Raw genomic sequence first — 24,791 nt, 5'->3', positions numbered from 1 at the left:
CGACCTTTTACTTTTATCTGGCTTTAGAGTAGTAACTCCAAAACTAATTTCTACCTCTAATATCTGATTTCTTAAAAAATAACATCTAAATAAAGAAATGACAAAACTAAGCGTAAACATTAATAAAATTGCGACATTAAGAAATGCAAGAGGAGGTGAAACACCCAGCGTAACAGAAGCAGCCGTAAAAATTCAGGAATTTGGAGGACAGGGGATTACCATCCATCCAAGACCTGATGAAAGGCACATTACACGAAAAGATGTATACGATCTGAAACCGCTGGTTACCACTGAATTCAATATTGAAGGAAACCCTCACCGCTCTTTTATTGATATGGTTCTGGAAGTAAAGCCCGAGCAGGTAACATTAGTTCCTGATGCAGATGATGCCATTACCTCCAACGCCGGCTGGGACACTAAAAAGCATTTAGACTTTCTGACCGACATTATTGCAGAGTTCAAAAATGCAGGAATCCGGACCTCTATTTTTCTTGATCCGCTGCCGGAGTTGGTAGAACATGCTGCAAAAACAGGAGCCGACAGAATTGAGCTGTACACGGAAGCCTACGCTAAAAATTATCTTACCCATAAAGAACAGGCTATAAAACCTTATTATGATACAGCGGTTATCGCTACTGAATTCGGTTTGGGAATCAATGCCGGACACGATTTGAGTCTGGAAAATTTGAAATACTTCGCCGATCATATTCCCAACCTTCTTGAAGTTTCCATTGGGCACGCTTTGGTTTCTGAAGCTCTTTATATGGGACTTGAAAATACCGTTCAGGCTTATTTGAAGAGACTGGCAAAATGGTAAAGAAGAAGTAGGAAATTAGAGGTTCAAAGTTAGTGTTAAAGACGTACTTTAAATAACCCAGCCTCTAATTTCTAATTTCTAACTTCTAGCTTCTAACTTCTAAAATCTAAAAAAATGGAAATCTTAAATTCAAAAATATTTGGCGAAAATATTACAGCTACGCCGCTTCTTGTATTTCACGGACTGTTTGGAATGCTTGACAACTGGGGAAGTTTCGGAAAAGACTTAGGTGAATACCTGCCCGTCCATCTTATTGACCTTAGAAATCATGGGAGAAGTTTTCATTCCGACAGCATGTCGCATGATGATCTGGCAGATGATATTGCCCGTTATATGGATCATTACGGTATTCAGAAAGCCCATGTTTTGGGACATTCCTTGGGTGGAAAAGCAGTGATGCAGTTTGCCTTAAAATACCCTGAAAGAGTTGAAAAACTAATTGTTGTTGATATTTCACCAAAAGCATATCCTCCGCATCATCAGGGAATTATTAAAGCCCTTGAGACAGTAGATTTTAATACAGTTGCCTCGCGTGGTGATGTAGAAGCTGTATTAAGCCAATACATTCCTGAAAAATCGACAATCCAGTTTTTAGCAAAGAATCTATACTGGGACGACAATAAAAAGCTGAACTGGAGATTCAATCTTAAAACTTTATCTGAAAAATATAACGAATTTGTTTCTAATGCTGTAAAATTTGGAGTTTTTGAAGGTGACTCTTTATTTATTGCCGGCGAAAAATCTAATTATATCCTTCCTCAGGATGAATACGGGATCAAACAGCAGTTTCCAAAAGCAAAAATGGTTACCGTAAAAAATGCAGGGCATTGGGTTCAGGCTGAAAATCCGTTTGATTTCGCGAAGGTTGTTAAGGGATTTTTGAATCTGGGTTGATTTAATTCTGTCTTTTTGATGGTTTAGTTAAAATTTTCTTAAAATAAAACAATATATCCCCATGTATTGAAATTTTTTGTACTTTAGTTTGCATAAAACTAAATATAATAACTTATGGAAAAGAAAAACTCAAAAAAACCATTCTTTGCTTCATTTTTAGAGAAACAAATTAATGATCCTGAAAAAATTCAGGGAGGTGGAATTACGACACCTACTACTGATGTACTTACTGTACCCACCAGAGATACTGTTACCACTTCGCCGTTTCTTGATAATGCAACTTCGCAGTTAAAAGATCATCTGGTGACACTGAAGTATCCTTCTGACAGTGATGAGGCCGGAGAGTTAGACACTTTGTAATCAGAATTACTAAGAAATATTAACTTAGCTCAAAGACCATGAAAAACGAAAATTCAAAAAAGAAGCCTTTTTTTGCTTCATTCCTGGAAAAGCAGATCAAGGATCCGGAAACCATCCAAGGGGGCGGAATTATTACAAACACTGATAACGACATCATTACGGCACCTTCAGTCGATAATGTTACAGCACAGATTTTTGACAACGTAACCCATCCAAGTAAGGATCTTTTGGTTACTATGAAGTACCCTTCTGACGGTGATGACGATGTTGTTTAGATTTCCATAGAATAAGAAATTACAAGCATATTTTAACCAAAAACTAAATTATTATGAAAGACAAAAATTCACAAAAAAAACCATTTTTTGCGTCATTTTTAGAAAAGCAGCTAAAAGATCCTGAAACAGTGAAAGGAGGAGGCGAGATTACGATTCCCGAAAGAGATGTGATCACAAAACCATCAATAGACACAGTAACTTCTCCTGCAGATGATCTTCAGGTTACCATGAAATATCCTTCTGACGGGGATGATGATTCTCCAACAGTACCATTAGACTAATACTTTAAAAATAATCGTATTAATACAATCGTCTCAAAGGAAACTTACCACTAAGTTTCCTTTTTTAATAAAAACCGGCAAATGATTCTCTGCATTACCCACTCGAAGGATTTTTATAATATTGATATCTTCTTTGAATATCTTGCTTCTAAGGATATTCCCTATTTCAGACTGAATTCTGACCGTATGAACCATCTTCAGAAAATCAGTGTGACCGAAAATTCATTTGAACTGACCGATGAATCCGGAAACACAATTCATTCTAAAGATATCAAAGCAGTGTGGCACAGAAAAGCCTGGGGAATAACCGTTCCCGAGGAACTGGATGAAGACTATAAAAAGATGTTTCTGAGCGGATACGGAAATCTCCGCCATAACCTGATCACTGTTTTGGAAGATATTCCATGGATCAACCCCTTTGAAAATGAAAGAAAGATCGATGGGAATAAAATGCTGCAGCTGAAAATAGCAGAAGAAAGTAGTTTGACCATTCCCAAAACCATTTTTTCCAACGATGACCAAAAGATTACTGCCTTTTTTCACGAATTCTGCAATGGTAAAGCAGTTGCAAAACTTCATAGTCTGACTGCTAAAACGATGAATGGAGAAAATCTGATCTCAACCATGATCATTGAAAAAGATACCCTGGAGCATATGGCAGACATCGCTTACTGTCCAATGATCTTTCAGCCTTATGTGGATAAAGAATATGAATTAAGAATTGTGTACATAGCCGGAGAATTTTTTACCGGAAAAATCAATAACAGTGAAAATGCAGACTGGAGAGTGGCTCACGGAAATTACGCATGGTCCGCCTATGAATTACCGGGAAATGTCAGGACCGGTCTTGCTTCCATGATGGAAAAAATGGGACTTTATATCGGAGCCATAGATATGATCAGAGGAAAAGACGGAGAATATTATTTCCTTGAAGTAAATCCTCAGGGTGAATGGGGAATGCTCCAGAAAGAACTTGGATTTCCCATCGCAGAAAAAATTGCTGATAACCTTATAAAAAGAATCAATAAACATGAATAAAATACTAATCATTACGCATACTCAAGATAATTTTTCAATTGAAAAAGTAACAGAATATATAGAAAAAAATGGCTGCGAGGTCATTCGTTTCGATGTAGACCTGTATCCTATACAAAATAAACTCTCTACTGTATTCCAGGATGGTGAGTGGGTGAGCATTCTTGAAACCAAAGAGTCAAAATACCGTCTTGATGACATTGCTGCGGTCTGGTACCGGAGAGCTTACAACATCGGAAACGGGGTAAAAGAAGAAATGGATAAAAAATTCTACGGCGCCGCCATGGGCGAAATCCGTAACACGCTTTTTGGATTTATAGAATCTGTAGATGCATATGCATTGGGAAAGCCGGGAGTTTACAGGAGGCTGGACAGTAAAGAAGAGCAGTTGAAACTTGCCGTTAAATTAGGTCTCAAAATTCCGGAAACCTGTCTTACAAATAATCCTGAAGAAGCCAGACAATTCATCCTTAAGCATCAGAATGTAGTAGCCAAAATGCAGACCGGTTTTGCCATCTATGAAGATGGGGTGGAAAGTGTGGTGTTTACCAATGTGGTTAACGAAGATAAACTTGAAGAACTGGATTCACTGGTGTATTGCCCGATGCAGTTCCAGAAAAAAATAGAAAAGAAAAAAGAATTACGGGTTACCATTGTAGGGCAGGACGTATATGCTTTTGAAATAGATTCCCAGCAGTCCGAAGATGCAAAGGTCGACTGGAGAAAAGATGGAGTGAACCTGCTTACTAAATGGGTGAGAACAGAGCTTCCGTCAGATATCGAAGCAAAGCTTCTGGAACTTTTAGATGTTTACAATGTCGATTACGGTGCGATAGATATTATTGTTTCTCCCGAAGACGAATACTATTTCATCGAGATCAATGCCGCAGGTGAATTTTTCTGGTTAGATAATTTAACAGAAGAAAATCTGATTTCGAAGAGTATTGCAGATGTTCTATGTGATAAGGCTCCCAGAAGAAACAATATGGTTATGGCTTAAAAACAGGGTTACTATTTAAGCTAAAAAAAGTCCTTTTGTAAATCTAAAGGACTTTTTTGATTTTTAAGTTAGACAAAGTTTCACTGAGCAAAGCAATACACAGGAATAGTATTTTATATTTCTTTGCTGAATGGGATACCTCTTGTTTTCTTAAAGAATAACTAAAGCGTTAAAAAAATCATTTCTTTTGTCCCTGAAACAATCAATGTGTAATTCTATCAGCCTAAATGGAATTATAAAGATCTTCATAATGATAATATTGATTAAATTAAGTGGAATTCTACTTTAAAAATCGCAAATTTGCATAAGCAGTTTTTCATAAATCTTTACAGAAACAGGAAGAATTGCCGGATTAGAAATTTTGTCATATTTTAGTCAGTAATCAAGTAAATAATTAATGATTTTTGTAACGGGTGCAACCGGAATCCTGGGAAGGGTAATCGTATTGGAACTTCTGAAAAAAGGAAGAAACGTGCGTGCTTCCAAAAGACCGGGCAGCAATTTAAACGATGTAAGGCATTCTTATAGCTTCTATACAGAGAATCCCGATGATTTTTTTAATAAAATCGAATGGGTAGACGTAGATTTTGATGATCTTGAGTCTCTTCAGAATGCATTAAAAGGGGTAGATGAAGTCTATCACTGTGCCGCAAAAGTAAGTTTCCATCCTCATGATGCAAAAGAAATGTACCATACTAATGTAAAAGGTACAGAAAATCTGCTGTTTGCATGTGAAGGTTCGGAAGTGAAAAAATTTCTGCATGTAAGCACCATTGCTGTTTTGGATATTTTTAATGAAATAGGAGAATTAGACGAAACTTCAGAATTTAATCCCAAAGAAGAACATTCTGCTTATGCTGTTTCCAAACATCTTGCTGAAATGGAAGTCTGGAGAGCTTCTGCTGAAGGGCTGAACACCATCATTATAAATCCGGGAATGATCATCGGAAGTGGAAACTGGGGACAGAGCAGTGGGGATATTTTTCCTACTTTTGAAAAAAACAGCTTTACATTTTCCGGCGGAACAAGTTATATAGATGTAAGAGATGCTGCGCAGATTTCCATTGAATTGATGGAAAAAAATGCTTTCGGGGAACGTTTTATTCTCATTTCCGAAAATAAAAGATATGCAGAACTTGGAAAGCAGATCAGGTCACAGCTTGGCCTGAAAGACGCAAAAATTCTCACTAAATCCCAGCTCAATCTCGGCAGATTTGCGAATATACTTTTAGGATGGCTGGTTCCAAAGCTGAGGATCATTACAAAATCCAATATTGAATCCATCTCATCACTCAATACCATTTCCAACCAGAAAATTAAAGAAAAGATTGATTATCAGTTTGTTCCCGTAAAGGAAAGCATAGATTTTCATCTTAAAAATTATATTAACGACAAAAAGCTGAATTCATGAATCTTGCAGCAGCAATTATCCTTAAAAATGTAGAAAAACATCCGGTAAAATCCGCGATAGGCTTTAAAAAGAAAGACGAAGCCTGGAAAGAGCTGAGCTGGAAAAAATTTGGTGAAATTGTGTTTAAAACAGCCAATGCACTGAAAAATGCAGGAATTCAGGAAAATGATAAAGTAGCCATTTATTCAGACAACTCCTCTGAATGGATGATTTTTGACCTTGCCTCATTGGCCATTGGTGCAGTTACAGTACCTGTTTACTCTACCAATAATGCAGAACAGGCAGAATATATTATCAGTGATTCCTCTGCAAAGGCTGTGCTTGTTGGCAGTCAGGAGCAGTATGATGCATGTCTGGAGATGTTGCAGAAAGAAGAAAGTCAGTTGGAGATCATTATTGTTTCCAAAAAATCTGTTTGGATCAAGAAAGAATTCAAGAGCTTTTATCTCGAAGACTTCATTGCAAAATCCTCTCCTAAGCTGGAGATCTGCAAGAAAGAATATGACGATACAGCAACGCTGATCTATACTTCAGGAACTACGGGAACCCCAAAAGGCGTAATGCTTACCCATGGAAATTTCATCAGAGCTTTCGACTCCCATTTTGAGTTTTTTAAATTTAAAAACTTTGAAGAAGAGCTGTCATTAGCGTTTCTCCCTTTGAGTCACGTCTTTGAAAGAAGCTGGAGTCTGCTTTGTTTGTACGGCGGTGCAAGAGTATATTTCCTGGAAGACCCCAAAAATATCGCCAAAACTCTGGAGGAAGTAAAACCTACCATGATGTGTGCTGTACCGAGGTTTTTCCAGAAAGTATATGCCGGAGTTCTGGAAAAAGCAGAAGAAGGTTCATCATTGAAGAAAAAGATCTTCGACTGGGCGTTGGCAACAGGGTGGCAGACTGCAGAACTGAGAAGAAACGAGAAAACAGTTCCTTTTGGATTAAAGCTAAAAGAATCTGTGGCAGATATGCTGGTTTTCAGCAAAATTAAAGAAAAGATGGGCGGAAGGCTTTGGTTCTTACCTTGTGGGGGAGCGTCCCTGTCACCGGAAGTTACAAAATTCTTCGACTCGGTGGGAATTCACGTAACAGTAGGGTATGGACTGACTGAAACAACAGCAACACTTACACTTTTCCCGTTAACCCATTTTGAACACGGAACCAGCGGAAAACCTTTACCTGGCGTAGAGATCCGCATCGGAGAGAACGATGAGATCCAGGCCAAAGGAAACGGTATTATGAAAGGCTATTACAATAAGCCCGAAGAAACACAGAAGGTTTTCACGGAAGACGGATGGTTCAAAACCGGCGACGCAGGAAAGTTTGACGATAAAGGAAACCTGATCATCACAGACAGGATCAAAGACCTGATGAAAACGTCCAACGGAAAGTACGTGGCCCCGCAGCAGATCGAGAACCTGCTTACCAATAATAATTTTATCCAGCAGATCATGCTTGTAGCAGAGGGCAGGCAATTTGTTTCAGCTCTTATTGTTCCTAATTTTGAGTTTCTGCAGGATTTTATGAAGAAAAACAGTATTTCTTTTACCAATTGGGAAGAAGCGGTGAAAAATGAGAAGATCATTGCCTTGTACAAAGAGAAAATTAAAGAACTGCAGATTCATCTGGCGGATTATGAAAAAGTGAAAAAGTTCACCTTGATGCCTGCTGAATTTGATATCAATACCGGAGAAATTACCCCTACATTGAAGGTTAAAAGAAATGTGGTTCTTAAAAAATATGCAGATATTATAGAAAAAATGTATTAAAATAAGCTCAATCGGTCACAAAAGATATAAAAGCTTTTAATAAAGGTTTAAGTGAAATCAAACATTTTTCAGAAACTTAAGTGGTCTTTAATATGCAGCTTTTTTAATCTAAAAATAACTAAAGTGTTAAGATTCTTTTGTGCCTTTTGTGGTTAAATAAAGAGTTTTATTATTTTGAAATCAGACTATGACAACACAAGAATTTCTGGGAAAACAAAATTTTACCATCCATACCCGGACAGTTTCAGAAAGCTGTCCATCCAATATTGCCCTCATTAAATACTGGGGCAAATATGATAATCAGGTTCCTGCGAACCCGAGTATCAGCTACACCTTGAATCATTGTAAGACCAATACTTCCATGGAGTTTCTGGCGGATGAAACTTTCTCTGTACAGACTTTCCTGTCAGGAAATGAAGAAGTGAAATTTGCTGAAAAAATAGAAAAATATTTCAAAAAGATTGAGGAGTATCTTCCCTGGATCCTGAAAGGAAAATATATCATCAGAACAGAAAATACCTTTCCCCACAGTTCCGGAATTGCGAGCTCTGCTTCTGGATTCGGGGCTATAGCCCAATGTCTGATGAAACTGGATACGGAATTTTCAGGAAACCAATCCGAAGATGAATCATTAAGAAAAGCGTCATTTTTAGCGAGACTAGGCAGCGGAAGCGCATGCAGAAGCCTGTACAATGGACTGGTAGTCTGGGGGACATCAGATGAGGTAGAAGGAAGTTCAGACCTGTTTGCAGTAAAATATCCTGATGCAGAAATTCATGATGTATTTAAAAACTTCAACGACTGGGTGCTGTTGATTCATGAAGGTCAGAAAAGTGTTTCCTCAACTGTAGGACATGGTTTGATGAACACTAATCCTTATGCTGAAAGAAGATTTCAGGAAGCAAGGGACAATTTTGTTCCGATGAAGGAAATTCTTAAAAGCGGAGATATGGAACGGTTCATCACATTGGTGGAGCACGAGGCACTTACCCTTCACGCCATGATGATGATGAGTGATCCTGCTTTTATTCTCATGAAAACCGGAACCCTGGAAGTGATCAATAAAATTTGGGATTTTAGAAAGGAAACAGGTCTTCCGTTATTCTTCACACTGGATGCAGGAGCCAATGTTCACCTACTGTTCCCGAACAGCGGATCTGAAGACACAATTAAAGCATTTATCGAAACAGAATTACTACAGCATACCCAGAAAAATGGAGTCGTGAAAGATGTAATGAAGTTTTAAGAATAAAGAATAAAGAATAAAGAATAAAGAATAAAGAATAAAGAAAATCTGCTTAATCTGCTAAATCTGCGAGATATTTTTCACTCGCAGATTTAGCAGGTCAGGCAGATTCTTTAATATAAGCCTTAGCTTCATTGAATCAATGCAATTGATTCCGCCTTTGCAACCTTAAAATTACCAGCTTAAAAAATAACCTTTGCGTTAAAAAATATGCAGTTTTTTACGCAAAAAATGTTAATCAAAATTTTACTGAAAAGGTGCATTCAAGAAATCATTGAAAGGCTTCATAAGCTTAAAGATCTTAGTCATGTTTTTTATGGCATTTTTATCCAGAATTTCTTCGTCTTTAAGATAATAAATCACAATAAAATTCTTTAATTTCAGATATTCACCCATGGGATCTTCTTTTTCAAATCCCTGAGGAACTTTTTTCAGCTTATCGTCCTGATCGAGTTCCGGAAAATGCTTTTTGAAGTCTTTTTGGTTAATGATTTTAAGGAAATCGTCGCCGTACAATGAGATTTCTTTCCTCACTTCCTTCAGAACGGAAGATTCCGGCATATAGATACCACCCGCCAGAAAAGATTTTCCAGGTTCCATATGAAGGTAATAACCTCCTTTCTGACTTCCTTTACCCATGCCGAGAGATGCTCCGAAATTGGTTTTGTAAGGTGATTTGTCTTTTGAGAATCGGGTGTCTCTGTAAATTCTGAATAGTGATTTTTTGCCGTCAATTTTTCCTAATTCCTCATCAAAACCGGACATTTCTTTGATCAGTCCCTCCAGAAAGGCAATAACATTTTCCTGTGCTGCCGTATAAACAGCTTTATTTTCATTAAACCATTCACGGTTATTATTAACAGTAAGACCTCTTAGAAAAGTCAGGGTTTCCGGTTTTATAATATTCATGTTTTAATGTTTAGATGATTGCGCTGTTGGATTTATTTAAACCAAGTTAAAAAATAAACTTATGCTGGCAAAATTAAAGAATGCAGCCCATGCTTTAAAATAAAAGCAGGCAATTATTGCAGTTAAAATAAATAAATATAATTTAAAAAAATAGCAGGATGTAGAATAAAATTATACTTAGTGATTAAGCAATAAATATCTAAAAACTATGACGGTTAAGGGAAATCATCTGGATCGGAAATAAAGAGGTTTGTAAAGAAAAATTTACCATGAATCATGTTATTTTTAAAAATTCATAAATAATACCGAAAAAATCAATCCAATTTAATAAAAAAAAATAATGTTTAACATGTTTTTAACGTAGGCCGTGTTTTTTTGGATTTAATTTTTAAAAAAATAACAAAATATTAAAGGATTCTGAATTAAAGATTACATATTTAAAACTTTATTCAAAAACAAATCAAATATTTGTTGTATCTTTGCAAAAATTTTAAAATATTTAATGAATTTATTTACGGAGTCCAATTTAAGTCCTGATATCCTTAAGGCAGTTGGCGAACTGGGTTACGAAAGCCCGACAGAAATCCAAAAACAGACTATCCCTTTCATTCTTTCAGATATTCGCGATTTGATCGCACTTGCGCAGACAGGGACAGGCAAAACAGCAGCGTTTTCGCTTCCGATTTTGGATATGATTGACGAAACGAGTCGCAAAATCCAATTTTTGGTCCTTTGTCCGACACGGGAATTATGTCTTCAGATTTCTAAAGACATAAAAAATTATTCCAAGTACATGAAAGACATCAAAACCACAGCGGTTTACGGTGGAAGCAGTATTATGGATCAGATTCGCTCTTTAAAGGACAAACCGCAAATTATTGTGGGTACTCCAGGAAGAGTAATCGACCTTATCAACAGAAAAGCACTTGATTTTTCTGCCATTCATTGGTTAGTTTTAGACGAAGCTGATGAAATGCTTTCTATGGGTTTCAAAGATGAGTTGGAAACAATTTTAAGTGAAACACCGGACACAAAGCAGACTTTCTTATTCTCGGCAACGATGAACAAAGAAGTGGAGAGAATTTCTAAAAATTATCTTACCAACCCGCACCGTATTTCTGTAGGTTCTATTAACGAGGTTAAAAAGAACATTAAGCATGAATATTATGTGGTAGGTTACCGTCAGAAAAAAGAAGCTCTTAAGAGATTAATTGATGCAAACCCTAACCAGTATTCTATTCTTTTCTGCAGAACAAGAATGGAAACTCAGGAAGTGGCAGATTTCTTAATGCAGAATGGTTATGCAGCGGATGCTCTTCACGGGGATCTTTCCCAGGCGCAGAGAGATACGGTAATGAAGAAATTCAGACTGAAAAACATTGATATCCTTGTAGCGACTGACGTTGCCGCAAGAGGATTGGATGTAAACTCTTTAACACACGTTATCCATTATTCTTTACCTGATGATCCGGAAGTATTCGTTCACAGAAGCGGAAGAACCGGTAGAGCAGGAAAAGACGGTATTTCAATTTCTTTAATTAAGCCTGAAGAAAGCAGAAAATTAAAGCAGATCAAATCTACAACAAAGATTGATATTGTAGAGAAATTTATTCCAACGGGTGATGATATTATCAAAGCTCAGGTTGGAGGAGTTTTCGAAAAATTATTTACAGAGCACGAAGAAGATATCTTTGAATTTAACGACAGTTTAATTCCTGATCTAAGCGCTTTCACTAAAGAAGAACTTGTTCATAAATTGTTACAGTTCCAGTTGAAAGATCTTGCGTTGTACTACAAAGATAAGCACGACCTTGTTGAACAGAAACTGAGCACCAGAGATGATGATTACTCAAGAAGAGACAGAGGACGTGACAGAGACAGGGACAGAGGAAGAGACCGTGGAGATCGTGACACCCGAGGAAGCAGAGATGGCAGAGACCGTGGAGGAAAACCTAGAAGAAAGGATGAAAACATGGTGAGATTCTTCTTCAACCTTGGAAAAAAAGATCAGTTGAAAAAGCTTGATGTATTAGATATCATCAATAAAGCGACAGCCGGAAAAAGCAAAAAAAGAGCAGAAATCGGTGATATTGAAATCCTGGAGAAATTCTCTTTCTTTGAAGTGGAAAAATCATTCCAGGAAAATGTAATGAGTAATATTCCTTCAATGAAATTTAAAGGAAAAGAAATGAGAGCTGAAGTAGCAAACTAAGGCATCTCAAGATATATTAAACCGGCTTTTAGCCGGTTTTTTTATTTGATAATCAGGTGTTAACCTAATGTTAACAAAACTTAATGTTATATTGTTTCAGGGCAAATCCTTTTTTAGGAAATTTGCACTCAAATTATAAATACATAAAAATGGGAATTGGTAATATTTTCCACGCTTTTCAACCAAAAGATAAAATCTTCTTTGTGCTTTTTGAAAAAGTAACGGAGAACCTAGTTGCAATGTCTGAAGACTTTAATCACGGCATCAAAGATTTCGATCTTAACGATGATACCATGTTAAAAAGAATGAGTGACTATGAGCATAAAAACGATGAACTTACCCATGAGATCTTTGTTGAATTAGGAAAAAACTTCATTACGCCGTTCGACCGTGAAGATATTCACACCCTGGCAACCGGCCTTGATGATATCGCTGATTACATCTATGCTTCCACAAAATACATCTTCCTATACAAATCGCCTGAAATGAAGGCTTATTCAGATTTTTCATTATTGATCCACAAGGCTTGTCTTGAGATTCAGAATGCTATGAAAAACCTTAAAGGCTTTAAGAATATGGACCAGGTAAAAGAAGCATGTATCAAAGTGAACTCTATTGAAAACATTGCAGATGACCTGCTTTCCAACTCAATGGTAGATCTTTTTGAAACTAATGATGCCATTAACATTATCAAAGTTTCATCTGTACTTAATTATCTTGAAATAGTAACTGACAAAGCAGAAGATGTTGCCAACACGATTGAGAACATCATGATTAAATACGCTTAAACAATTATAACTTACAGAAATGGAATTTCCGATTTTACTTACGGTTATTATTGCTTTGGCTTTAATTTTCGACTATATTAATGGTTTTCATGATGCAGCCAACTCAATTGCAACCATTGTTTCTACAAAGGTTTTAACTCCTTTTCAGGCTGTACTTTGGGCAGCGCTCTGGAACTTCGCAGCATTTTTTATTGCAGCCTATATTATTGGTGAATTTAAAATTGGTAATACCATTGCCAAAACCGTTAATGAGAATTTTATCAACCTTGAAGTTATATTTTCAGGTCTTGTTGCCGCTATTGCATGGAACCTTTTAACGTGGTGGTTTGGAATTCCTTCCTCATCATCACATACCTTAATTGGTGGCTTTTTAGGAGCAGCGTTGATGAACGCATTCATGCTGGATTATCATGATGTGGCAGCAGCACAACCGGATTTAGGCTTCTTCGAGACATGCAAGCATGCTCTTCATCAGGTAACGACACAGAGTGTTGTAAAATTTGAGAAAGTAATTCCTATCTTCCTGTTCATTTTTATGGCACCGGTAATAGGGATGATTATTTCAATCATTATTACGTTAATTATTGTTCACCTGTACAAAAAGTCAAATCCGCATAAGGCAGATCAGTCTTTCAAAAGATTACAGCTGGCTTCTTCAGCTTTATTCAGCTTAGGACACGGTCTGAATGATGCCCAGAAAGTAATGGGGATCATCGGGGCAGCGCTGATCTACTACCATGTTGAGATGCTGCAGGATCCTGTATACCTGAGCATTCCTTCAGCGGGCCGTTTTGACTATTTTGCCCAGCACTACCTTTGGGTTCCTTTAGTTTCTTTCCTTGCTATTGGTTTAGGAACCATGAGCGGAGGATGGAAGATCATCAAAACGATGGGAACTAAAATCACAAAAGTAACTTCTCTTGAAGGGGTAAGTGCAGAAACTGCAGGAGCAATCACATTATTTATCACGGATCACTTTGGTATACCTGTATCTACCACGCATACGATCACAGGTTCTATCATCGGTGTTGGATTAACAAAAAGAGTTTCTGCTGTAAGATGGGGAATCACAGTAAGCCTTCTCTGGGCTTGGGTACTTACGATCCCTATTTCAGCAATTGTTGCAGGAATTACGTACCTTATAGTAACATTTCTGACTTAATTTAAAAATTCAGATGCATCATATAAACTTTGTCCCTCGGGCAAAGTTTTTTGTTTTATAAAGCCTTGAAAAATTGTATTTTTGTTTAAACTATTAAATTTATGGAATTTTTAGACAGATACCAGCAGATTGTTGCTGAAGCCATCACTAAGTATACTTTTAAAGACAAGCCTGCAGAACTCTATGACCCGATGAACTACATCATTTCCCATGGCGGAAAGCGTCTTCGTCCTATTATGGTACTGATGGCCTGCGACCTGTTCGGGGGAGATCTTAAACAAGCAATAAAACCTGCACTGGCCATTGAATTTTTCCATAATTTCACCCTTATCCATGACGATATTATGGATGAGGCTCCTTTAAGAAGAAATAAACCTACGATCCATACTCTTCACGGAATCAATGTTGGGATCCTTTCCGGAGACGGGCTGATGCTGAAAGCTTATAAGTTTTTCGAAGACCTTGAGCCTGAAATTTTCAAGGCATGTGTCAGGATCTTTACCCATACAGGACTTCTGCTGTGTGAAGGACAGCAATACGATATCAATTTTGAAACCCAGGAGAATGTAACATATGATGATTACATCAGAATGATTACTTATAAAACAGGAGTTCTGAGTGCATCTTCCTTTGAAATAGGAGCGCTTATTGCAAAAGCTAATTTTAAAGATGCCAAAGCGATATTCAATTTCGGAAAACATATCGGAATTGCTTTCCAGATTATGGATGATTATCTTGATGTATTCGGAGACCAGGCTCAGTTTGGTAAAAAGCATGCCGGAGATATTTATGAAAATAAAAAAACGGTGCTTTATCTTTTAGCCAGAGAACATGCAACAGAGGAAGAAAGAAGAGAGCTGGATCATTGGTATGGTAAGAAAACCGATAATATTGATAAAGTATATGGAGTGGAAAAGATCTTCAGAAGAACCAAAGTAGATGAGAAAGCATTGCGCCTGATCGAAAAGCACAATGAAATAGGGCAGAGCTACCTGGAGAAGATCAACATTCCTGAAGAAAAGAAAAAACCTTTCATAGAACTGGCTAATTATCTGTTGAGAAGAGAAAGTTAAATAAAGGTAGCAGGAATTAAGGCATAGGGATTAGTTATTTATTGCAGTTTCCTAAACCCTGATTTCTAATCCCTAATCCCTTACTAATGAAATTCAGAACTGAAGTTGACATCCCGGAATCAGAAAAAAAGATTGAGATTGAAGATAAAATATTTTCAATAGGTTCGTGCTTTGCTTCAGAAATGACCGATTTACTGGGGCAGGGACAGCTACAGACAGTTAATAATCCGTTTGGAACTATTTTTAATCCGTTTTCGATCAGTAATGCCGTTAAAAGACTCCATGATTCGGAGTTTTATACAGAAGATGAGCTGATTACTTTTAATGACGAATTTATTTCTCTGGATCATCACAGCAGCTTCGACAGAAGATATGTTCACCAAACTCTGGACAGAATAAATGCCGGAATAGAAGTAGGCAACAGGTTTCTGCAGGAAACAGATTGGGTGATCATTACGTATGGAACTTCATTTATCTATGAATTTATCCCGAAGAAAAAGCTGGCTGCCAACTGTCACAAGATTCCTCAGAAGTTTTTTGAAAAACGGCTGCTTTCCCATCAGGAACTTACAGACTCCATTTATAATACGGTTTTAAACCTGAAAGATATCTGCAGGGATGATGTGCAGATTCTTTTTACGGTATCACCTGTACGCCATACCAAGGATGGAATGATGGAGAATCAGCTCAGTAAATCCAAACTGATCACGGCGGTTCATGAAGCACTTTTACAACTGGAAAACTGCTATTATCTGCCCGTTTATGAAATACTCATGGATGATCTGCGTGATTACCGTTTTTATAAGGAAGATATGATCCATCCGACATCACAGGCTGTTAATTACATCTTCGATAAATTCGGGGAAGCCTATTTTTCAGATGAGACAAAAAGTTTTATCAAAGAGAATTTTAAGATCAATAAAGCACTGGAACACAGAACTGATGATGAAAAGGATCCGAAATATATTGAGTTTAGAGAAAAGTTGAATCGCAGAATTGAAGCCCAGAGGGAAAAAGTAAGGCATAAAATTTTTATAAATGATTGATTTCACGAATCTCAGTTATTTGAAATCCGGAAATGAAAGGCAGAAAAGAGCCTATGAAGTTCTTGAGAAATATCAGGTCTTTGAGAAATTGAAACCCTATTCTCCAGTTCTTGCCGGAACAATACCGATTGAAATTGATATTGAAAACAGTGATCTGGATATCATTTGTGAAGTAGATCTTAAATTTGAAGAAGATTTTTTAGATGATATCACCATAAGCAGATTAATACCGGGAAATACTGATGTAAAAGTTGAAAATATCATTATTGACGGAGAAAAAAGTATCGTTCTGAACTTTATGCTTGAAGAATTTCCAATAGAAATTTTCGGACAGAATAAACCTTCACTTGAACAGAATGCTTACCTGCATATGCTTGCCAAATACAAAATATTAAAAGAAAAAGGAGAAGATTTTAAATATAAAATAATAGAACTTAAGAAACAGGGAATCAAAACTGAGCCGGCTTTCGGTTTACTGATGGGCTTAGAAAATCCTTATCAAGATCTGTTAAAATTTTAAAGAAATGATTGATACACATACCCATTTATACGCTGAAGAATTTGACGAAGACCGAAAAGAAGCTATCCAGAGAGCTGTAGACAAAGGAATCACAAAATTTTATCTTCCTGCCATTGATTCGGAATCCCATGAAAAGATGCTGCAGCTGGAATCCGAATATCCAGGACAGATTATTTCCATGATGGGACTTCATCCATGCTATGTAAAGCCTGAGTCCTGGGAAAAAGAACTGGATATCGTTAAAAATTATCTGGAAGAGAAAGATTTTCCGGCGATAGGAGAGATCGGGATCGACCTTTACTGGGATAAAACAACGCTGGATATCCAGATTAAAGCTTTTGAACAGCAAATCGACTGGGCTATAGAAAAGGATCTTCCTATCGTGATCCATACAAGAGAAAGCTTCGATGAAACGTTCGAAGTCCTGGAAAGAAAAAAACACCCTAAGCTTCGTGGAATTTTTCACTGCTTTTCGGGAGACCTGGATCAGGCCAAACGTGCGATAGATCTGAATTTTATGCTAGGAATAGGGGGAGTGGTTACATTCAAAAACGGGAAAATAGACCAGTTTCTGAATGAAATTCCCCTGGATAAGATCGTCCTGGAAACAGATTCCCCTTATCTGGCTCCGGTTCCGCACAGAGGAAAAAGAAATGAAAGCTCTTACCTGGAGCTCGTAGCCGGAAAGCTGGTAAATATCTATGGGAAGGATTTCTCTGAAATTGATAGGATAACTACGGAAAATGCACAACAACTATTTGGGGTAAAAGAATAGAGTTGATTGGTTGTGATGGATTCATTCTGCTATTTTGCGGTTACCCTTGTCAAGGGTTTTAAACCTTGAAAAGGGTATCAATTCCCGGCCTTTTTTTTCAGAACAAGCCACTCTATAAAAAAAGCCCTTTCGTTGAAAAGGGCTTTGATATTATTTTTTTCTGGTGAAATTTTTATTCTTAGGCTTCTTGAAGCTTGTTGGAGTGCTGCCTGCAGGCTTATTGTTATTATTCTGCGGCTTTGGTGACCTCGGAGGTCTTCTATCACCACCGGCTGCCATAGGCTTGTTATTAGAATCCCTTTTCTGCGCTACCAGGGTATCAGTATGGAAAGGATGATCTTTTACTACAGGAATTTTCTTTCCGATCAGTTTCTCCGTATTTCTTAAATTTAAAAGGTCAAGACTGTCTACAAAAGAAATCGATGACCCTTCAGCTCCCGCTCTTCCCGTTCTTCCGATCCTGTGAACATACGTTTCAGAAACATCGGAAAGTTCGAAGTTGATTACATATTTAAGTTCATCAATATCAATACCTCTTGCAGCAATGTCTGTGGCGACCAGAATCCTTGTTTTTCCGGACTTAAAATTATTCAGGGCGTTCTGCCTTGCATTTTGTGATTTATTCCCGTGAATAGCCTCTGCTGAGATATTATCTTTCTGCAGTTTCCTTGCTATTTTATCGGCACCGTGTTTCGTTCTCGAAAATACCAATACAGAATCTGCAATATCGTTCTCTAAAATATGGGAAAGAAGATTTAGCTTGTTGTCTTTTTCAACAAAATAAACCGACTGCTTGATTGTTTCTGCAGTGGAAGAAACCGGAGTTACTTCTACTTTCACCGGATTATTCAGGATAGAATCTGCCAGTTTCTGGATTTCAGAAGGCATTGTTGCTGAAAAGAATAAAGTCTGTCTTCTTTGCGGAAGAAGTTTGATCACTCTTTTTACATCATGTACAAAACCCATATCAAGCATTCTGTCTGCTTCATCAAGAACAAAAATCTCAATGTTCTTTAAGCTGATAATACCCTGAGCGATAAAATCCAGAAGTCTGCCGGGAGTGGCTACCAGGATGTCGATCCCTTTTCTTAAAGCGGCCTCCTGATTTCCCTGCTTTACACCTCCGAAAATTACGAGCTGTTTTAGCGGAAGGTATTTTCCGTATGCATTAATATTTTCCTCGATCTGTATGGCAAGTTCTCTTGTCGGCGTTAAGATCAGGGCTTTTATATGATTATTTTTGGTCTTGTTTTTTGATAAATTCTGAAGAATAGGAATGGCAAACGCCGCTGTCTTTCCTGTTCCTGTCTGTGCACATCCTAAAAAGTCGCTGCCTTTTAAGATTTCAGGGATAGATCTTTCCTGAATGGGCGTGGGATTAGTATATCCCTGTTCCTCAATTGCTTTTGCAATAGGTTCTATTAAGTTTAGGTCTGTAAAATTCAAATGAACTGTTTTTTAAATTTAAAATAAAATTCCCTCAATGTGAAGGAATTATACGATGCAAAGGTAGTCTAAATATTTTTAAACGGATTATTTTACTTTTATCCATTGTTGATTGTGTCTCAGTTCTTCGATGAACATATACACTTCTCTCAGTTTTTCAGTTCCTCTTTTGCCGTAGTCTTCTACGTTTTTGGAAGTTCCGTCCGTAAAATTAATTCGCAAATAAGATGTCGACAGATCCGTAATATTTTTTGTTCCGTACTGATCTTTCAGGTTTTTTATATCAAGACCATTCAGTAAGCTAACCAATTTATTATAATCTGCTTCTTTAATCACCCCTTTAAAAGTTCCTTCGCGCGGTTTTGAAAATTCACCTTTCGAAAAATCTTTCGAGAAATTAAAATGCTCCGCTTCCAGGATGGCAGTCCTGTCCGGATTGATGGTCATCGTGAAAATAGGGCAGGATCCGAAACATGCTCCCGCTTGATATTCAATTTTAGCATATTTGGAATCTGTTTTCCGGGTTGTGCAGGATAATAAAAATATAAATGCACAGAAACTTAGTATATATTTCATCGCGGATGATTTTTTCTGGTTTTATTTCAATAATTATTCCAAATACAGAAGAGTCTCCGTGTAGAAGCTATTCCAGAGATGAAACACAGCAGCCTTTGGTGAATGATAATCTTAAAAGTACAGAGTCATTATTCATTGATTCATAATGCTTTGTCCTCTTTTTTGCAGAGCTGTAATGGGAATAGTTTTTTATTTCGCCTTTGTCAAACATTATTTTATTTTTGAAGAACAAAGGTTCCATAGCATAGAGGATATTGTTGTTGAAATCCTGGTCACTGTTGGTTATATCCAACTCAATGATTCCCAGATTTGTTTTTCCCTTATTATTACGGATAAGATTATATTTATAGTGGATCAGGTTATTTTCAGCTTTCTTTTCAACCAGTTCTAAAATCTGATCGGCTTTTACCTTTTTCCTTTTCCTGATTTCAGCAATTTCCGACTCCAAGGCAATGTCGCCAGTGAAATAATCAAAATTTCCGGGTTTGATCTCTTTACTCTCATCCCTGATCGAAACAGGAAGTACAGGATTAGTTTTTTTGCTTAAATTATAAATAACCCCATTTCTGCTGTTGTTAAAATACAGGACAGAAAGATCCGTTTCATTTATATAGTATTCAATGATATCACTCACCTCATTATTTGTACCATGATCTGCCGTTTTATTGTCGTAAGTAAATTTATACTTTAACCTTTTATTGAATTCATACTTGAAGAACGCCTTATGACTGAAAGGAGCCGGATCATCCTGTTTGGATGTTTCCATGAATGAAAAGCTGTCCTGAGCATAAGCCAGGGCAGGCAGCAGAAATGAAACAAAAATAACAGCGGGTGCTGTTATTTTCTTCAATGAGTGTATCATCTTTTATCCGTGAAGTTTTTTCCAGACAGCGTCTTTCAGTTCTACAAGGCCTTCTCCCGTAACACCGGAGAAAAATAACGGCTTTCTGTTTTCAGGAAATTCAGCAGAAATCTCTTTTTTCAGCTCATCATCCAGAAGATCGGATTTTGAAATAGAAATGATAAAATCTTTATCCAAAAGTTCAGGATTGTATTCCGTTAATTCATTTTCCAGAATTTTAAACTCCTGGAAATGACTTTCAGAGTCAGCCGGAATTAAGAATAATAAGATGGAATTTCTTTCAATATGTCTTAAGAATCTGTGTCCCAGACCTTTTCCTTCAGCAGCGCCTTCAATGATCCCCGGAATATCAGCCATTACAAATGATTTGTAATTTCTGTAATCCACAATACCCAGATTGGGTGTCAGGGTTGTAAATGCATAATTTGCGATCTTAGGCTTTGCAGCAGATACGGATGCAAGAAGGGTAGATTTTCCGGCATTTGGAAAACCAACTAAACCTACATCAGCCAAAATTTTAAGCTCGAAAACAACAAAACCTTCCTCGCCGTCCATTCCGGGCTGTGCATATCTTGGAGTCTGGTTGGTGGAAGATTTGAAATGTTCGTTTCCTTTTCCTCCTTTTCCTCCCTGCATCAAGATAATTTCCTGCTTGTCTTCAAGGATTTCGCCGATAATTTCGCCTTCTTCATTTTTAGCGATAGTCCCGATCGGAACATCGATATAAATATCATCACCATCAGCACCGGTGAGCTGGTTTTTCGCTCCGTTTTCACCACGGTCAGCTTTTATGTGACGGGTGTATCGAAGTGGAAGTAAAGTCCATTCCTGAGTATTTCCTCTCATGATGACGTGTCCGCCACGACCTCCGTCGCCTCCATCCGGACCACCTTTAGGAATATATTTTTCACGGCGAAGGTGGGCAGAACCAGCACCTCCGTGTCCGCTTTTACAATGGATCTTTACGTAATCTACAAAGTTAGACATATAGTTTGTGTTGCGGGTTTTGAATTACAGAATCCGAATTTTCCAAATTCTGTAATTCCTGTCCCGATTATTTAATTTTTTCGACTTCAGCGAAAAGTTTTTGGGAAATTTCGTCAATTTCTCCTACGCCGTTTACTTCAACATATTTTCCCTGTTGTTTGTAAAGTTCGGCAACTTCCGCTGTTTTAGTATAATATTCTTTAATTCTGTTTTCAATGATCTCCACATTGCTGTCGTCAGATCTTCCGCTGGTTTCCCCTCTCTTCAGAAGTCTTTCCACCAACGTTTTGTCTTCTACCACTAATGAAAGACAGATATCAATCTTGTCGTTCAGTTCCTCTGCTACAATTCTTTCCAAAGCTTCCGTCTGGGCAGTCGTTCTTGGGTAGCCGTCAAAGATAAATCCGTTGGTATCGGTAGGCTTTCTGAGCTCATCGATCAGCATATCCGTTGTTACCTGATCCGGAACCAGTTCTCCCTTATCAATATAAGACTTAGCCAGTTTTCCAAGCTCAGTATCATTTTTCATGTTATATCTGAAAAGGTCGCCTGTTGAAATCTGTTTTAAATTGAATTTTTCGATCAGGTTTTGAGCTTGTGTTCCTTTTCCACTTCCTGGAGGGCCGAACAGAACAATGTTTATCATAATGTTGATTCGCTTGCAGCTTCCGGCACTAAGCTTTCAGCCTTTAGCTTTTTTAGTTAATATTTACTTTATTTCGATTTTAATATTTAAAGCTAATGGCTAATAGCCAAAAGCTAGTAGCAGTAATTAATGGTTGATCTGTCCCTCTTCCAGTTGATACAGATTCGAAAGGTTTCTTCCTAACTCATCATAATCAAGACCATAACCAAGGACAAATTTATTTGGAATCTCTTTTCCGATATAATCCAGCTTGAAATCTTTTTTGTACACATCAGGCTTTAATAAAAATGAAGCCAGCTTTACAGATTTCGGACGCTGTGTTTCCGTAAAATATTTGAAAAGACTCTCAACCGTGTTTCCTGTATCTACAATATCTTCTACAAGAATAATGTGACGGTCTTTCACGTCTTTAGTAAGCTCCATTTTCTGGTAAACAATCCCCGTAGATTCTGTTCCTGCATACGAACTCATCTGGATGAAAGCAATTTCGCATTCGCCCGGATAGTATTTTAAAAGATCTGAGAAGAACATGATCACCCCGTTCAGAACCCCGATGAAAACAGGAACCTCGTCTTTGTAATCTTCATAAATCCTTAACGCTGTTTCTTTTACAATTTCCTGAATTTCGGCGTCCTTCAGATAAGGAACGAAAGTTTTGTCGTGAACTTTAATGCTTTCCATAAAAATTTTTAGTAGTCGGCAAAGTTACGGATTTTTGATTAAAATCTTTTCTACTTTTATTATGGATTTAATAAACATGTAACTTAAAAAGATTATATTGAAATAATACAGCTTAAAAGTATGTATTTATACCCAATAATTCTGATAAAATCTCCATTATCCGGCTTCTTGGCTTAAAGAAAATTTTTGATCTGTTGAATTTAATGGTGGCGAAAGTAATAGACTCTTTTAGCCTTTACCTTTATTTTTTATATGAAGATTTTATTTTTTTTACCTGTAAAAAATGAATAATTAATAATTTGCTATCTTTGTATTTCTAAACCCAATTATAGAGCATGTAGGATTCAGTTTCTTTCCGATTTTATCAAACAGTAGCGCAAGTGCTGCTGATGTTTAACTATTACTAAGAAAGAAATAATGATTTTACTGCAAAATATATCTTACGGGTTTCCCGGAGGGAATCTCCTTTTTAATACAATCAATTTAACCATACAGTCTCACACCATATCTGCATTAGCAGGAAGCAACGGTATTGGGAAGTCTACACTTCTGAAGATCATTGCCCGGGAAATTCAGCCTTTAGAAGGAAGTGTAACGGTGAAGGGCGATGTATACTGTGTTCCACAGATGTTTGGCAATTTTGATCATCTGTCCGTTGCAGAATGTCTTAAAATTGACAAAAAACTGAATGCTCTTCAAAAGATCATCAGTGGCGAGGTGGATGAAGAATATTTCGAAATTTTAAATGACGACTGGGATATTGAGGAACGCTGCCGGAATGCACTGAGTTACTGGAAACTTGAAGACCTGGAATTAAGTCAAAAGCTGGAAAGCTTAAGCGGAGGACAGAAAACAAAAGTTTTTCTGGCTGGGATTCAAATTAATCAGCCCGATATTATTATCCTGGATGAACCTACAAATCATCTCGATCTGGAAGGACGAAATCTGTTGTATGATTTCATTGAAAAAACAAATTCGACTGTTGTGATTGTGAGTCATGACCGTATTTTGCTGAATTTAGTTGATACCATTTTTGAATTAAGCAACCAGGGAATTTCTACCTATGGCGGGAATTATGATTTTTATACTGAACAGAAAAAAATAGAGCAGGAAGCGCTCCAGAATGACATTCATGCTAAAGAAAGGGCTTTGAAAAAGGCAAAAGAAAAGGAGCGGGAAACTATAGAGCGCAAACAGAAGCTGGATGCAAGAGGAAAACAGAAACAGGAGAAATCCGGTGTAGCAAGAATTATGATGAATACCCTGCGGAATAACGCTGAAAAAAATACTTCCAAATTAAAAGATGTTCATGCTGAAAAGATCAGTGGTATTTCCGGTGATCTTCGGGATCTTCGTTCTTCCTTGAAAAATTCTGATCAGATGAAAGTGAATTTCAACGATTCCAATCTGCACTCCGGCAAAATTCTGATCAGTGCGGAAGATATTAATTTCACATACGGAAATGAAAACCTCTGGAAAGACAATATCAGTCTTGAGATCAGGAGTGGTGACAGAATTTCTATCAAAGGTTCAAACGGATCGGGGAAAACAACTCTGATAAAACTGTTGTTGGGAAGCCTGAATCCGTCCGAAGGAAAAATAAAGAGATCCGAATTTAATACAATTTATGTGGATCAGGAATATTCCCTGATCGGGCAGGAAATAAGTGTTTATGAATTTGTGCAGCAGTTTAATGATGGTGCAATGCAGGAATCTGAAGTGAAAACCCTGTTGTCCCGATTTCTGTTTGGAAAAGAAACCTGGGATAAGAAATGCGGAGTATTGAGTGGAGGAGAACGCTTGAGGCTGCTTCTCTGTGCACTTTCCATAAGCAGTAAAGCTCCTGATATGATTATTCTTGATGAACCTACGAATAATTTAGATCTGCAGAATGTGGAAATTCTTACGAATTCTATTAAGGATTATCATGGAACTTTGGTGATGATCTCTCATGATGAGCTGTTTCAGGAAGAGACCGGAGTGGAAAGGGAGATTGTTTTGGCTTAAATAGAAGCATTATGAC

The 24,791-nt window shown here is 37.3% G+C and carries 25 protein-coding genes; 18 read left to right on the top strand and 7 right to left on the bottom strand.

Features of this window, described 5'->3' with window-relative positions:
* The first annotated feature begins 97 nt into the window (after window positions 1-97).
* The 10 genes from J4Q03_RS06465 to J4Q03_RS06420 all read left to right on the top strand — a co-directional run bounded on the left by J4Q03_RS06465 (window position 98) and on the right by J4Q03_RS06420 (window position 9,085).
* A complete protein-coding gene (locus J4Q03_RS06465; RefSeq protein ID WP_426047389.1) occupies window positions 98-817 on the top strand; it encodes a pyridoxine 5'-phosphate synthase in 720 nt (239 codons plus the stop codon).
* Between the two features lie 114 nt (window positions 818-931).
* Entirely contained in the window at window positions 932-1,711 is a 780-nt protein-coding gene (locus tag J4Q03_RS06460) for an alpha/beta fold hydrolase (RefSeq protein WP_426047388.1), read from the top strand.
* A gap of 114 nt (window positions 1,712-1,825) precedes the next feature.
* Window positions 1,826-2,071 carry a microviridin/marinostatin family tricyclic proteinase inhibitor gene (locus tag J4Q03_RS06455; protein ID WP_426047387.1) on the top strand — a complete coding sequence of 82 codons (246 nt, stop codon included), beginning with the start codon at window positions 1,826-1,828 and terminating at the stop codon, window positions 2,069-2,071.
* Between the two features lie 38 nt (window positions 2,072-2,109).
* The gene (locus J4Q03_RS06450; RefSeq protein WP_426047386.1) at window positions 2,110-2,346 is read left to right on the top strand and encodes a microviridin/marinostatin family tricyclic proteinase inhibitor; all 237 of its coding nucleotides are present in this window, start codon (window positions 2,110-2,112) and stop codon (window positions 2,344-2,346) included.
* A 53-nt stretch (window positions 2,347-2,399) separates the two neighbouring features.
* Complete coding sequence (locus J4Q03_RS06445) at window positions 2,400-2,627, top strand: microviridin/marinostatin family tricyclic proteinase inhibitor (RefSeq protein ID WP_426047385.1); 228 nt, start codon at window positions 2,400-2,402, stop codon at window positions 2,625-2,627.
* A gap of 81 nt (window positions 2,628-2,708) precedes the next feature.
* Entirely contained in the window at window positions 2,709-3,665 is a 957-nt protein-coding gene (locus J4Q03_RS06440; RefSeq protein WP_426047384.1) for an MvdC/MvdD family ATP grasp protein, read from the top strand.
* On the top strand, window positions 3,658-4,662 hold the full coding sequence (locus J4Q03_RS06435; protein WP_426047383.1) for an MvdD family ATP-grasp ribosomal peptide maturase: 1,005 nt from the start codon (window positions 3,658-3,660) through the stop codon (window positions 4,660-4,662). The genes J4Q03_RS06440 and J4Q03_RS06435 overlap by 8 nt, the downstream gene beginning before the upstream one ends.
* A gap of 397 nt (window positions 4,663-5,059) precedes the next feature.
* Window positions 5,060-6,073 (top strand): NAD-dependent epimerase/dehydratase family protein, encoded by a 1,014-nt coding sequence (locus J4Q03_RS06430; protein WP_426047382.1) that lies wholly within the window; start codon window positions 5,060-5,062, stop codon window positions 6,071-6,073.
* Window positions 6,070-7,839, top strand: a complete 1,770-nt coding sequence (locus J4Q03_RS06425; RefSeq protein WP_426047381.1) for an AMP-dependent synthetase/ligase — start codon at window positions 6,070-6,072, stop codon at window positions 7,837-7,839. The genes J4Q03_RS06430 and J4Q03_RS06425 overlap by 4 nt, the downstream gene beginning before the upstream one ends.
* Window positions 7,840-8,026: 187 nt before the next feature.
* Entirely contained in the window at window positions 8,027-9,085 is a 1,059-nt protein-coding gene (locus J4Q03_RS06420) for a diphosphomevalonate/mevalonate 3,5-bisphosphate decarboxylase family protein (protein WP_426047380.1), read from the top strand.
* Window positions 9,086-9,331: 246 nt separating this feature from the next.
* On the opposite strand, the gene J4Q03_RS06415 is transcribed toward J4Q03_RS06420, so the two are convergent.
* A complete protein-coding gene (locus J4Q03_RS06415) occupies window positions 9,332-9,994 on the bottom strand; it encodes a DUF2461 domain-containing protein (protein WP_426047379.1) in 663 nt (220 codons plus the stop codon).
* 502 nt (window positions 9,995-10,496) lie between these two features.
* On the opposite strand from J4Q03_RS06415, the gene J4Q03_RS06410 reads away from it, so the two are divergent.
* The 7 genes from J4Q03_RS06410 to J4Q03_RS06380 all read left to right on the top strand — a co-directional run bounded on the left by J4Q03_RS06410 (window position 10,497) and on the right by J4Q03_RS06380 (window position 17,570).
* A complete protein-coding gene (locus J4Q03_RS06410) occupies window positions 10,497-12,206 on the top strand; it encodes a DEAD/DEAH box helicase (RefSeq protein ID WP_426047378.1) in 1,710 nt (569 codons plus the stop codon).
* A gap of 149 nt (window positions 12,207-12,355) precedes the next feature.
* On the top strand, window positions 12,356-12,994 hold the full coding sequence (locus J4Q03_RS06405; protein ID WP_116013646.1) for a DUF47 domain-containing protein: 639 nt from the start codon (window positions 12,356-12,358) through the stop codon (window positions 12,992-12,994).
* A gap of 19 nt (window positions 12,995-13,013) precedes the next feature.
* Window positions 13,014-14,156 carry an anion permease gene (locus J4Q03_RS06400; RefSeq protein WP_426047377.1) on the top strand — a complete coding sequence of 381 codons (1,143 nt, stop codon included), beginning with the start codon at window positions 13,014-13,016 and terminating at the stop codon, window positions 14,154-14,156.
* 101 nt (window positions 14,157-14,257) lie between these two features.
* Window positions 14,258-15,229, top strand: coding sequence for a polyprenyl synthetase family protein (locus J4Q03_RS06395; protein ID WP_426047376.1), 972 nt, complete (start codon window positions 14,258-14,260; stop codon window positions 15,227-15,229).
* An 86-nt stretch (window positions 15,230-15,315) separates the two neighbouring features.
* Window positions 15,316-16,275, top strand: coding sequence for a GSCFA domain-containing protein (locus tag J4Q03_RS06390; protein WP_426047375.1), 960 nt, complete (start codon window positions 15,316-15,318; stop codon window positions 16,273-16,275).
* Window positions 16,268-16,795: a DUF4269 domain-containing protein gene (locus J4Q03_RS06385; protein ID WP_426047374.1), complete on the top strand. Its 528-nt coding sequence runs from the start codon at window positions 16,268-16,270 to the stop codon at window positions 16,793-16,795. The genes J4Q03_RS06390 and J4Q03_RS06385 overlap by 8 nt, the downstream gene beginning before the upstream one ends.
* A 4-nt stretch (window positions 16,796-16,799) precedes the next feature.
* Window positions 16,800-17,570, top strand: coding sequence for a TatD family hydrolase (locus J4Q03_RS06380; RefSeq protein ID WP_426047373.1), 771 nt, complete (start codon window positions 16,800-16,802; stop codon window positions 17,568-17,570).
* Window positions 17,571-17,720: 150 nt separating this feature from the next.
* On the opposite strand, the gene J4Q03_RS06375 is transcribed toward J4Q03_RS06380, so the two are convergent.
* The 6 genes from J4Q03_RS06375 to J4Q03_RS06350 form a co-directional block, all read right to left on the bottom strand.
* A complete protein-coding gene (locus J4Q03_RS06375) occupies window positions 17,721-19,016 on the bottom strand; it encodes a DEAD/DEAH box helicase (protein WP_426047372.1) in 1,296 nt (431 codons plus the stop codon).
* Window positions 19,017-19,103: 87 nt separating this feature from the next.
* A complete protein-coding gene (locus J4Q03_RS06370) occupies window positions 19,104-19,592 on the bottom strand; it encodes a DUF6438 domain-containing protein (RefSeq protein ID WP_426047371.1) in 489 nt (162 codons plus the stop codon).
* 67 nt (window positions 19,593-19,659) lie between these two features.
* Window positions 19,660-20,454 (bottom strand): hypothetical protein, encoded by a 795-nt coding sequence (locus J4Q03_RS06365; RefSeq protein WP_426047370.1) that lies wholly within the window; start codon window positions 20,452-20,454, stop codon window positions 19,660-19,662.
* Between the two features lie 3 nt (window positions 20,455-20,457).
* Window positions 20,458-21,441, bottom strand: a complete 984-nt coding sequence (gene obgE, locus J4Q03_RS06360; RefSeq protein WP_426047369.1) for a GTPase ObgE — start codon at window positions 21,439-21,441, stop codon at window positions 20,458-20,460.
* A 67-nt stretch (window positions 21,442-21,508) separates the two neighbouring features.
* Entirely contained in the window at window positions 21,509-22,087 is a 579-nt protein-coding gene (locus J4Q03_RS06355; RefSeq protein WP_426047368.1) for an adenylate kinase, read from the bottom strand.
* Window positions 22,088-22,213: 126 nt separating this feature from the next.
* Window positions 22,214-22,768, bottom strand: a complete 555-nt coding sequence (locus tag J4Q03_RS06350) for a phosphoribosyltransferase (protein WP_223558909.1) — start codon at window positions 22,766-22,768, stop codon at window positions 22,214-22,216.
* Between the two features lie 417 nt (window positions 22,769-23,185).
* Between J4Q03_RS06350 and J4Q03_RS06345 the strand changes: the two genes are divergently transcribed.
* The gene (locus J4Q03_RS06345; RefSeq protein ID WP_426047367.1) at window positions 23,186-24,775 is read left to right on the top strand and encodes an ABC-F family ATP-binding cassette domain-containing protein; all 1,590 of its coding nucleotides are present in this window, start codon (window positions 23,186-23,188) and stop codon (window positions 24,773-24,775) included.
* Window positions 24,776-24,791: the final 16 nt, after the last annotated feature.

The sequence above is a fragment of the Chryseobacterium sp. NFX27 genome (assembly GCF_049887855.1).
In the GTDB taxonomy this organism is placed as follows: domain Bacteria; phylum Bacteroidota; class Bacteroidia; order Flavobacteriales; family Weeksellaceae; genus Chryseobacterium.
This window is presented reverse-complemented; position numbering and strand designations above follow the sequence as displayed.

What these genes read in the sequence shown, in the direction of transcription:
- J4Q03_RS06450 (WP_426047386.1), top strand. Translation starts at nt 2,110, where the DNA reads ATGAAAAACGAAAATTCAAAAAAGAAGCCTTTTTTTGCTTCATTCCTG.
- obgE (WP_426047369.1), bottom strand. Translation starts at nt 21,441, where the DNA reads ATGTCTAACTTTGTAGATTACGTAAAGATCCATTGTAAAAGCGGACAC.
- J4Q03_RS06345 (WP_426047367.1), top strand. Translation starts at nt 23,186, where the DNA reads ATGATTTTACTGCAAAATATATCTTACGGGTTTCCCGGAGGGAATCTC.
- J4Q03_RS06440 (WP_426047384.1), top strand. Translation starts at nt 2,709, where the DNA reads ATGATTCTCTGCATTACCCACTCGAAGGATTTTTATAATATTGATATC.
- J4Q03_RS06350 (WP_223558909.1), bottom strand. Translation starts at nt 22,768, where the DNA reads ATGGAAAGCATTAAAGTTCACGACAAAACTTTCGTTCCTTATCTGAAG.
- J4Q03_RS06355 (WP_426047368.1), bottom strand. Translation starts at nt 22,087, where the DNA reads ATGATAAACATTGTTCTGTTCGGCCCTCCAGGAAGTGGAAAAGGAACA.
- J4Q03_RS06385 (WP_426047374.1), top strand. Translation starts at nt 16,268, where the DNA reads ATGATTGATTTCACGAATCTCAGTTATTTGAAATCCGGAAATGAAAGG.
- J4Q03_RS06460 (WP_426047388.1), top strand. Translation starts at nt 932, where the DNA reads ATGGAAATCTTAAATTCAAAAATATTTGGCGAAAATATTACAGCTACG.
- J4Q03_RS06365 (WP_426047370.1), bottom strand. Translation starts at nt 20,454, where the DNA reads ATGATACACTCATTGAAGAAAATAACAGCACCCGCTGTTATTTTTGTT.
- J4Q03_RS06405 (WP_116013646.1), top strand. Translation starts at nt 12,356, where the DNA reads ATGGGAATTGGTAATATTTTCCACGCTTTTCAACCAAAAGATAAAATC.
- J4Q03_RS06400 (WP_426047377.1), top strand. Translation starts at nt 13,014, where the DNA reads ATGGAATTTCCGATTTTACTTACGGTTATTATTGCTTTGGCTTTAATT.
- J4Q03_RS06455 (WP_426047387.1), top strand. Translation starts at nt 1,826, where the DNA reads ATGGAAAAGAAAAACTCAAAAAAACCATTCTTTGCTTCATTTTTAGAG.
- J4Q03_RS06390 (WP_426047375.1), top strand. Translation starts at nt 15,316, where the DNA reads ATGAAATTCAGAACTGAAGTTGACATCCCGGAATCAGAAAAAAAGATT.
- J4Q03_RS06415 (WP_426047379.1), bottom strand. Translation starts at nt 9,994, where the DNA reads ATGAATATTATAAAACCGGAAACCCTGACTTTTCTAAGAGGTCTTACT.
- J4Q03_RS06425 (WP_426047381.1), top strand. Translation starts at nt 6,070, where the DNA reads ATGAATCTTGCAGCAGCAATTATCCTTAAAAATGTAGAAAAACATCCG.
- J4Q03_RS06395 (WP_426047376.1), top strand. Translation starts at nt 14,258, where the DNA reads ATGGAATTTTTAGACAGATACCAGCAGATTGTTGCTGAAGCCATCACT.
- J4Q03_RS06465 (WP_426047389.1), top strand. Translation starts at nt 98, where the DNA reads ATGACAAAACTAAGCGTAAACATTAATAAAATTGCGACATTAAGAAAT.
- J4Q03_RS06380 (WP_426047373.1), top strand. Translation starts at nt 16,800, where the DNA reads ATGATTGATACACATACCCATTTATACGCTGAAGAATTTGACGAAGAC.
- J4Q03_RS06370 (WP_426047371.1), bottom strand. Translation starts at nt 19,592, where the DNA reads ATGAAATATATACTAAGTTTCTGTGCATTTATATTTTTATTATCCTGC.
- J4Q03_RS06445 (WP_426047385.1), top strand. Translation starts at nt 2,400, where the DNA reads ATGAAAGACAAAAATTCACAAAAAAAACCATTTTTTGCGTCATTTTTA.
- J4Q03_RS06410 (WP_426047378.1), top strand. Translation starts at nt 10,497, where the DNA reads ATGAATTTATTTACGGAGTCCAATTTAAGTCCTGATATCCTTAAGGCA.
- J4Q03_RS06420 (WP_426047380.1), top strand. Translation starts at nt 8,027, where the DNA reads ATGACAACACAAGAATTTCTGGGAAAACAAAATTTTACCATCCATACC.
- J4Q03_RS06435 (WP_426047383.1), top strand. Translation starts at nt 3,658, where the DNA reads ATGAATAAAATACTAATCATTACGCATACTCAAGATAATTTTTCAATT.
- J4Q03_RS06430 (WP_426047382.1), top strand. Translation starts at nt 5,060, where the DNA reads ATGATTTTTGTAACGGGTGCAACCGGAATCCTGGGAAGGGTAATCGTA.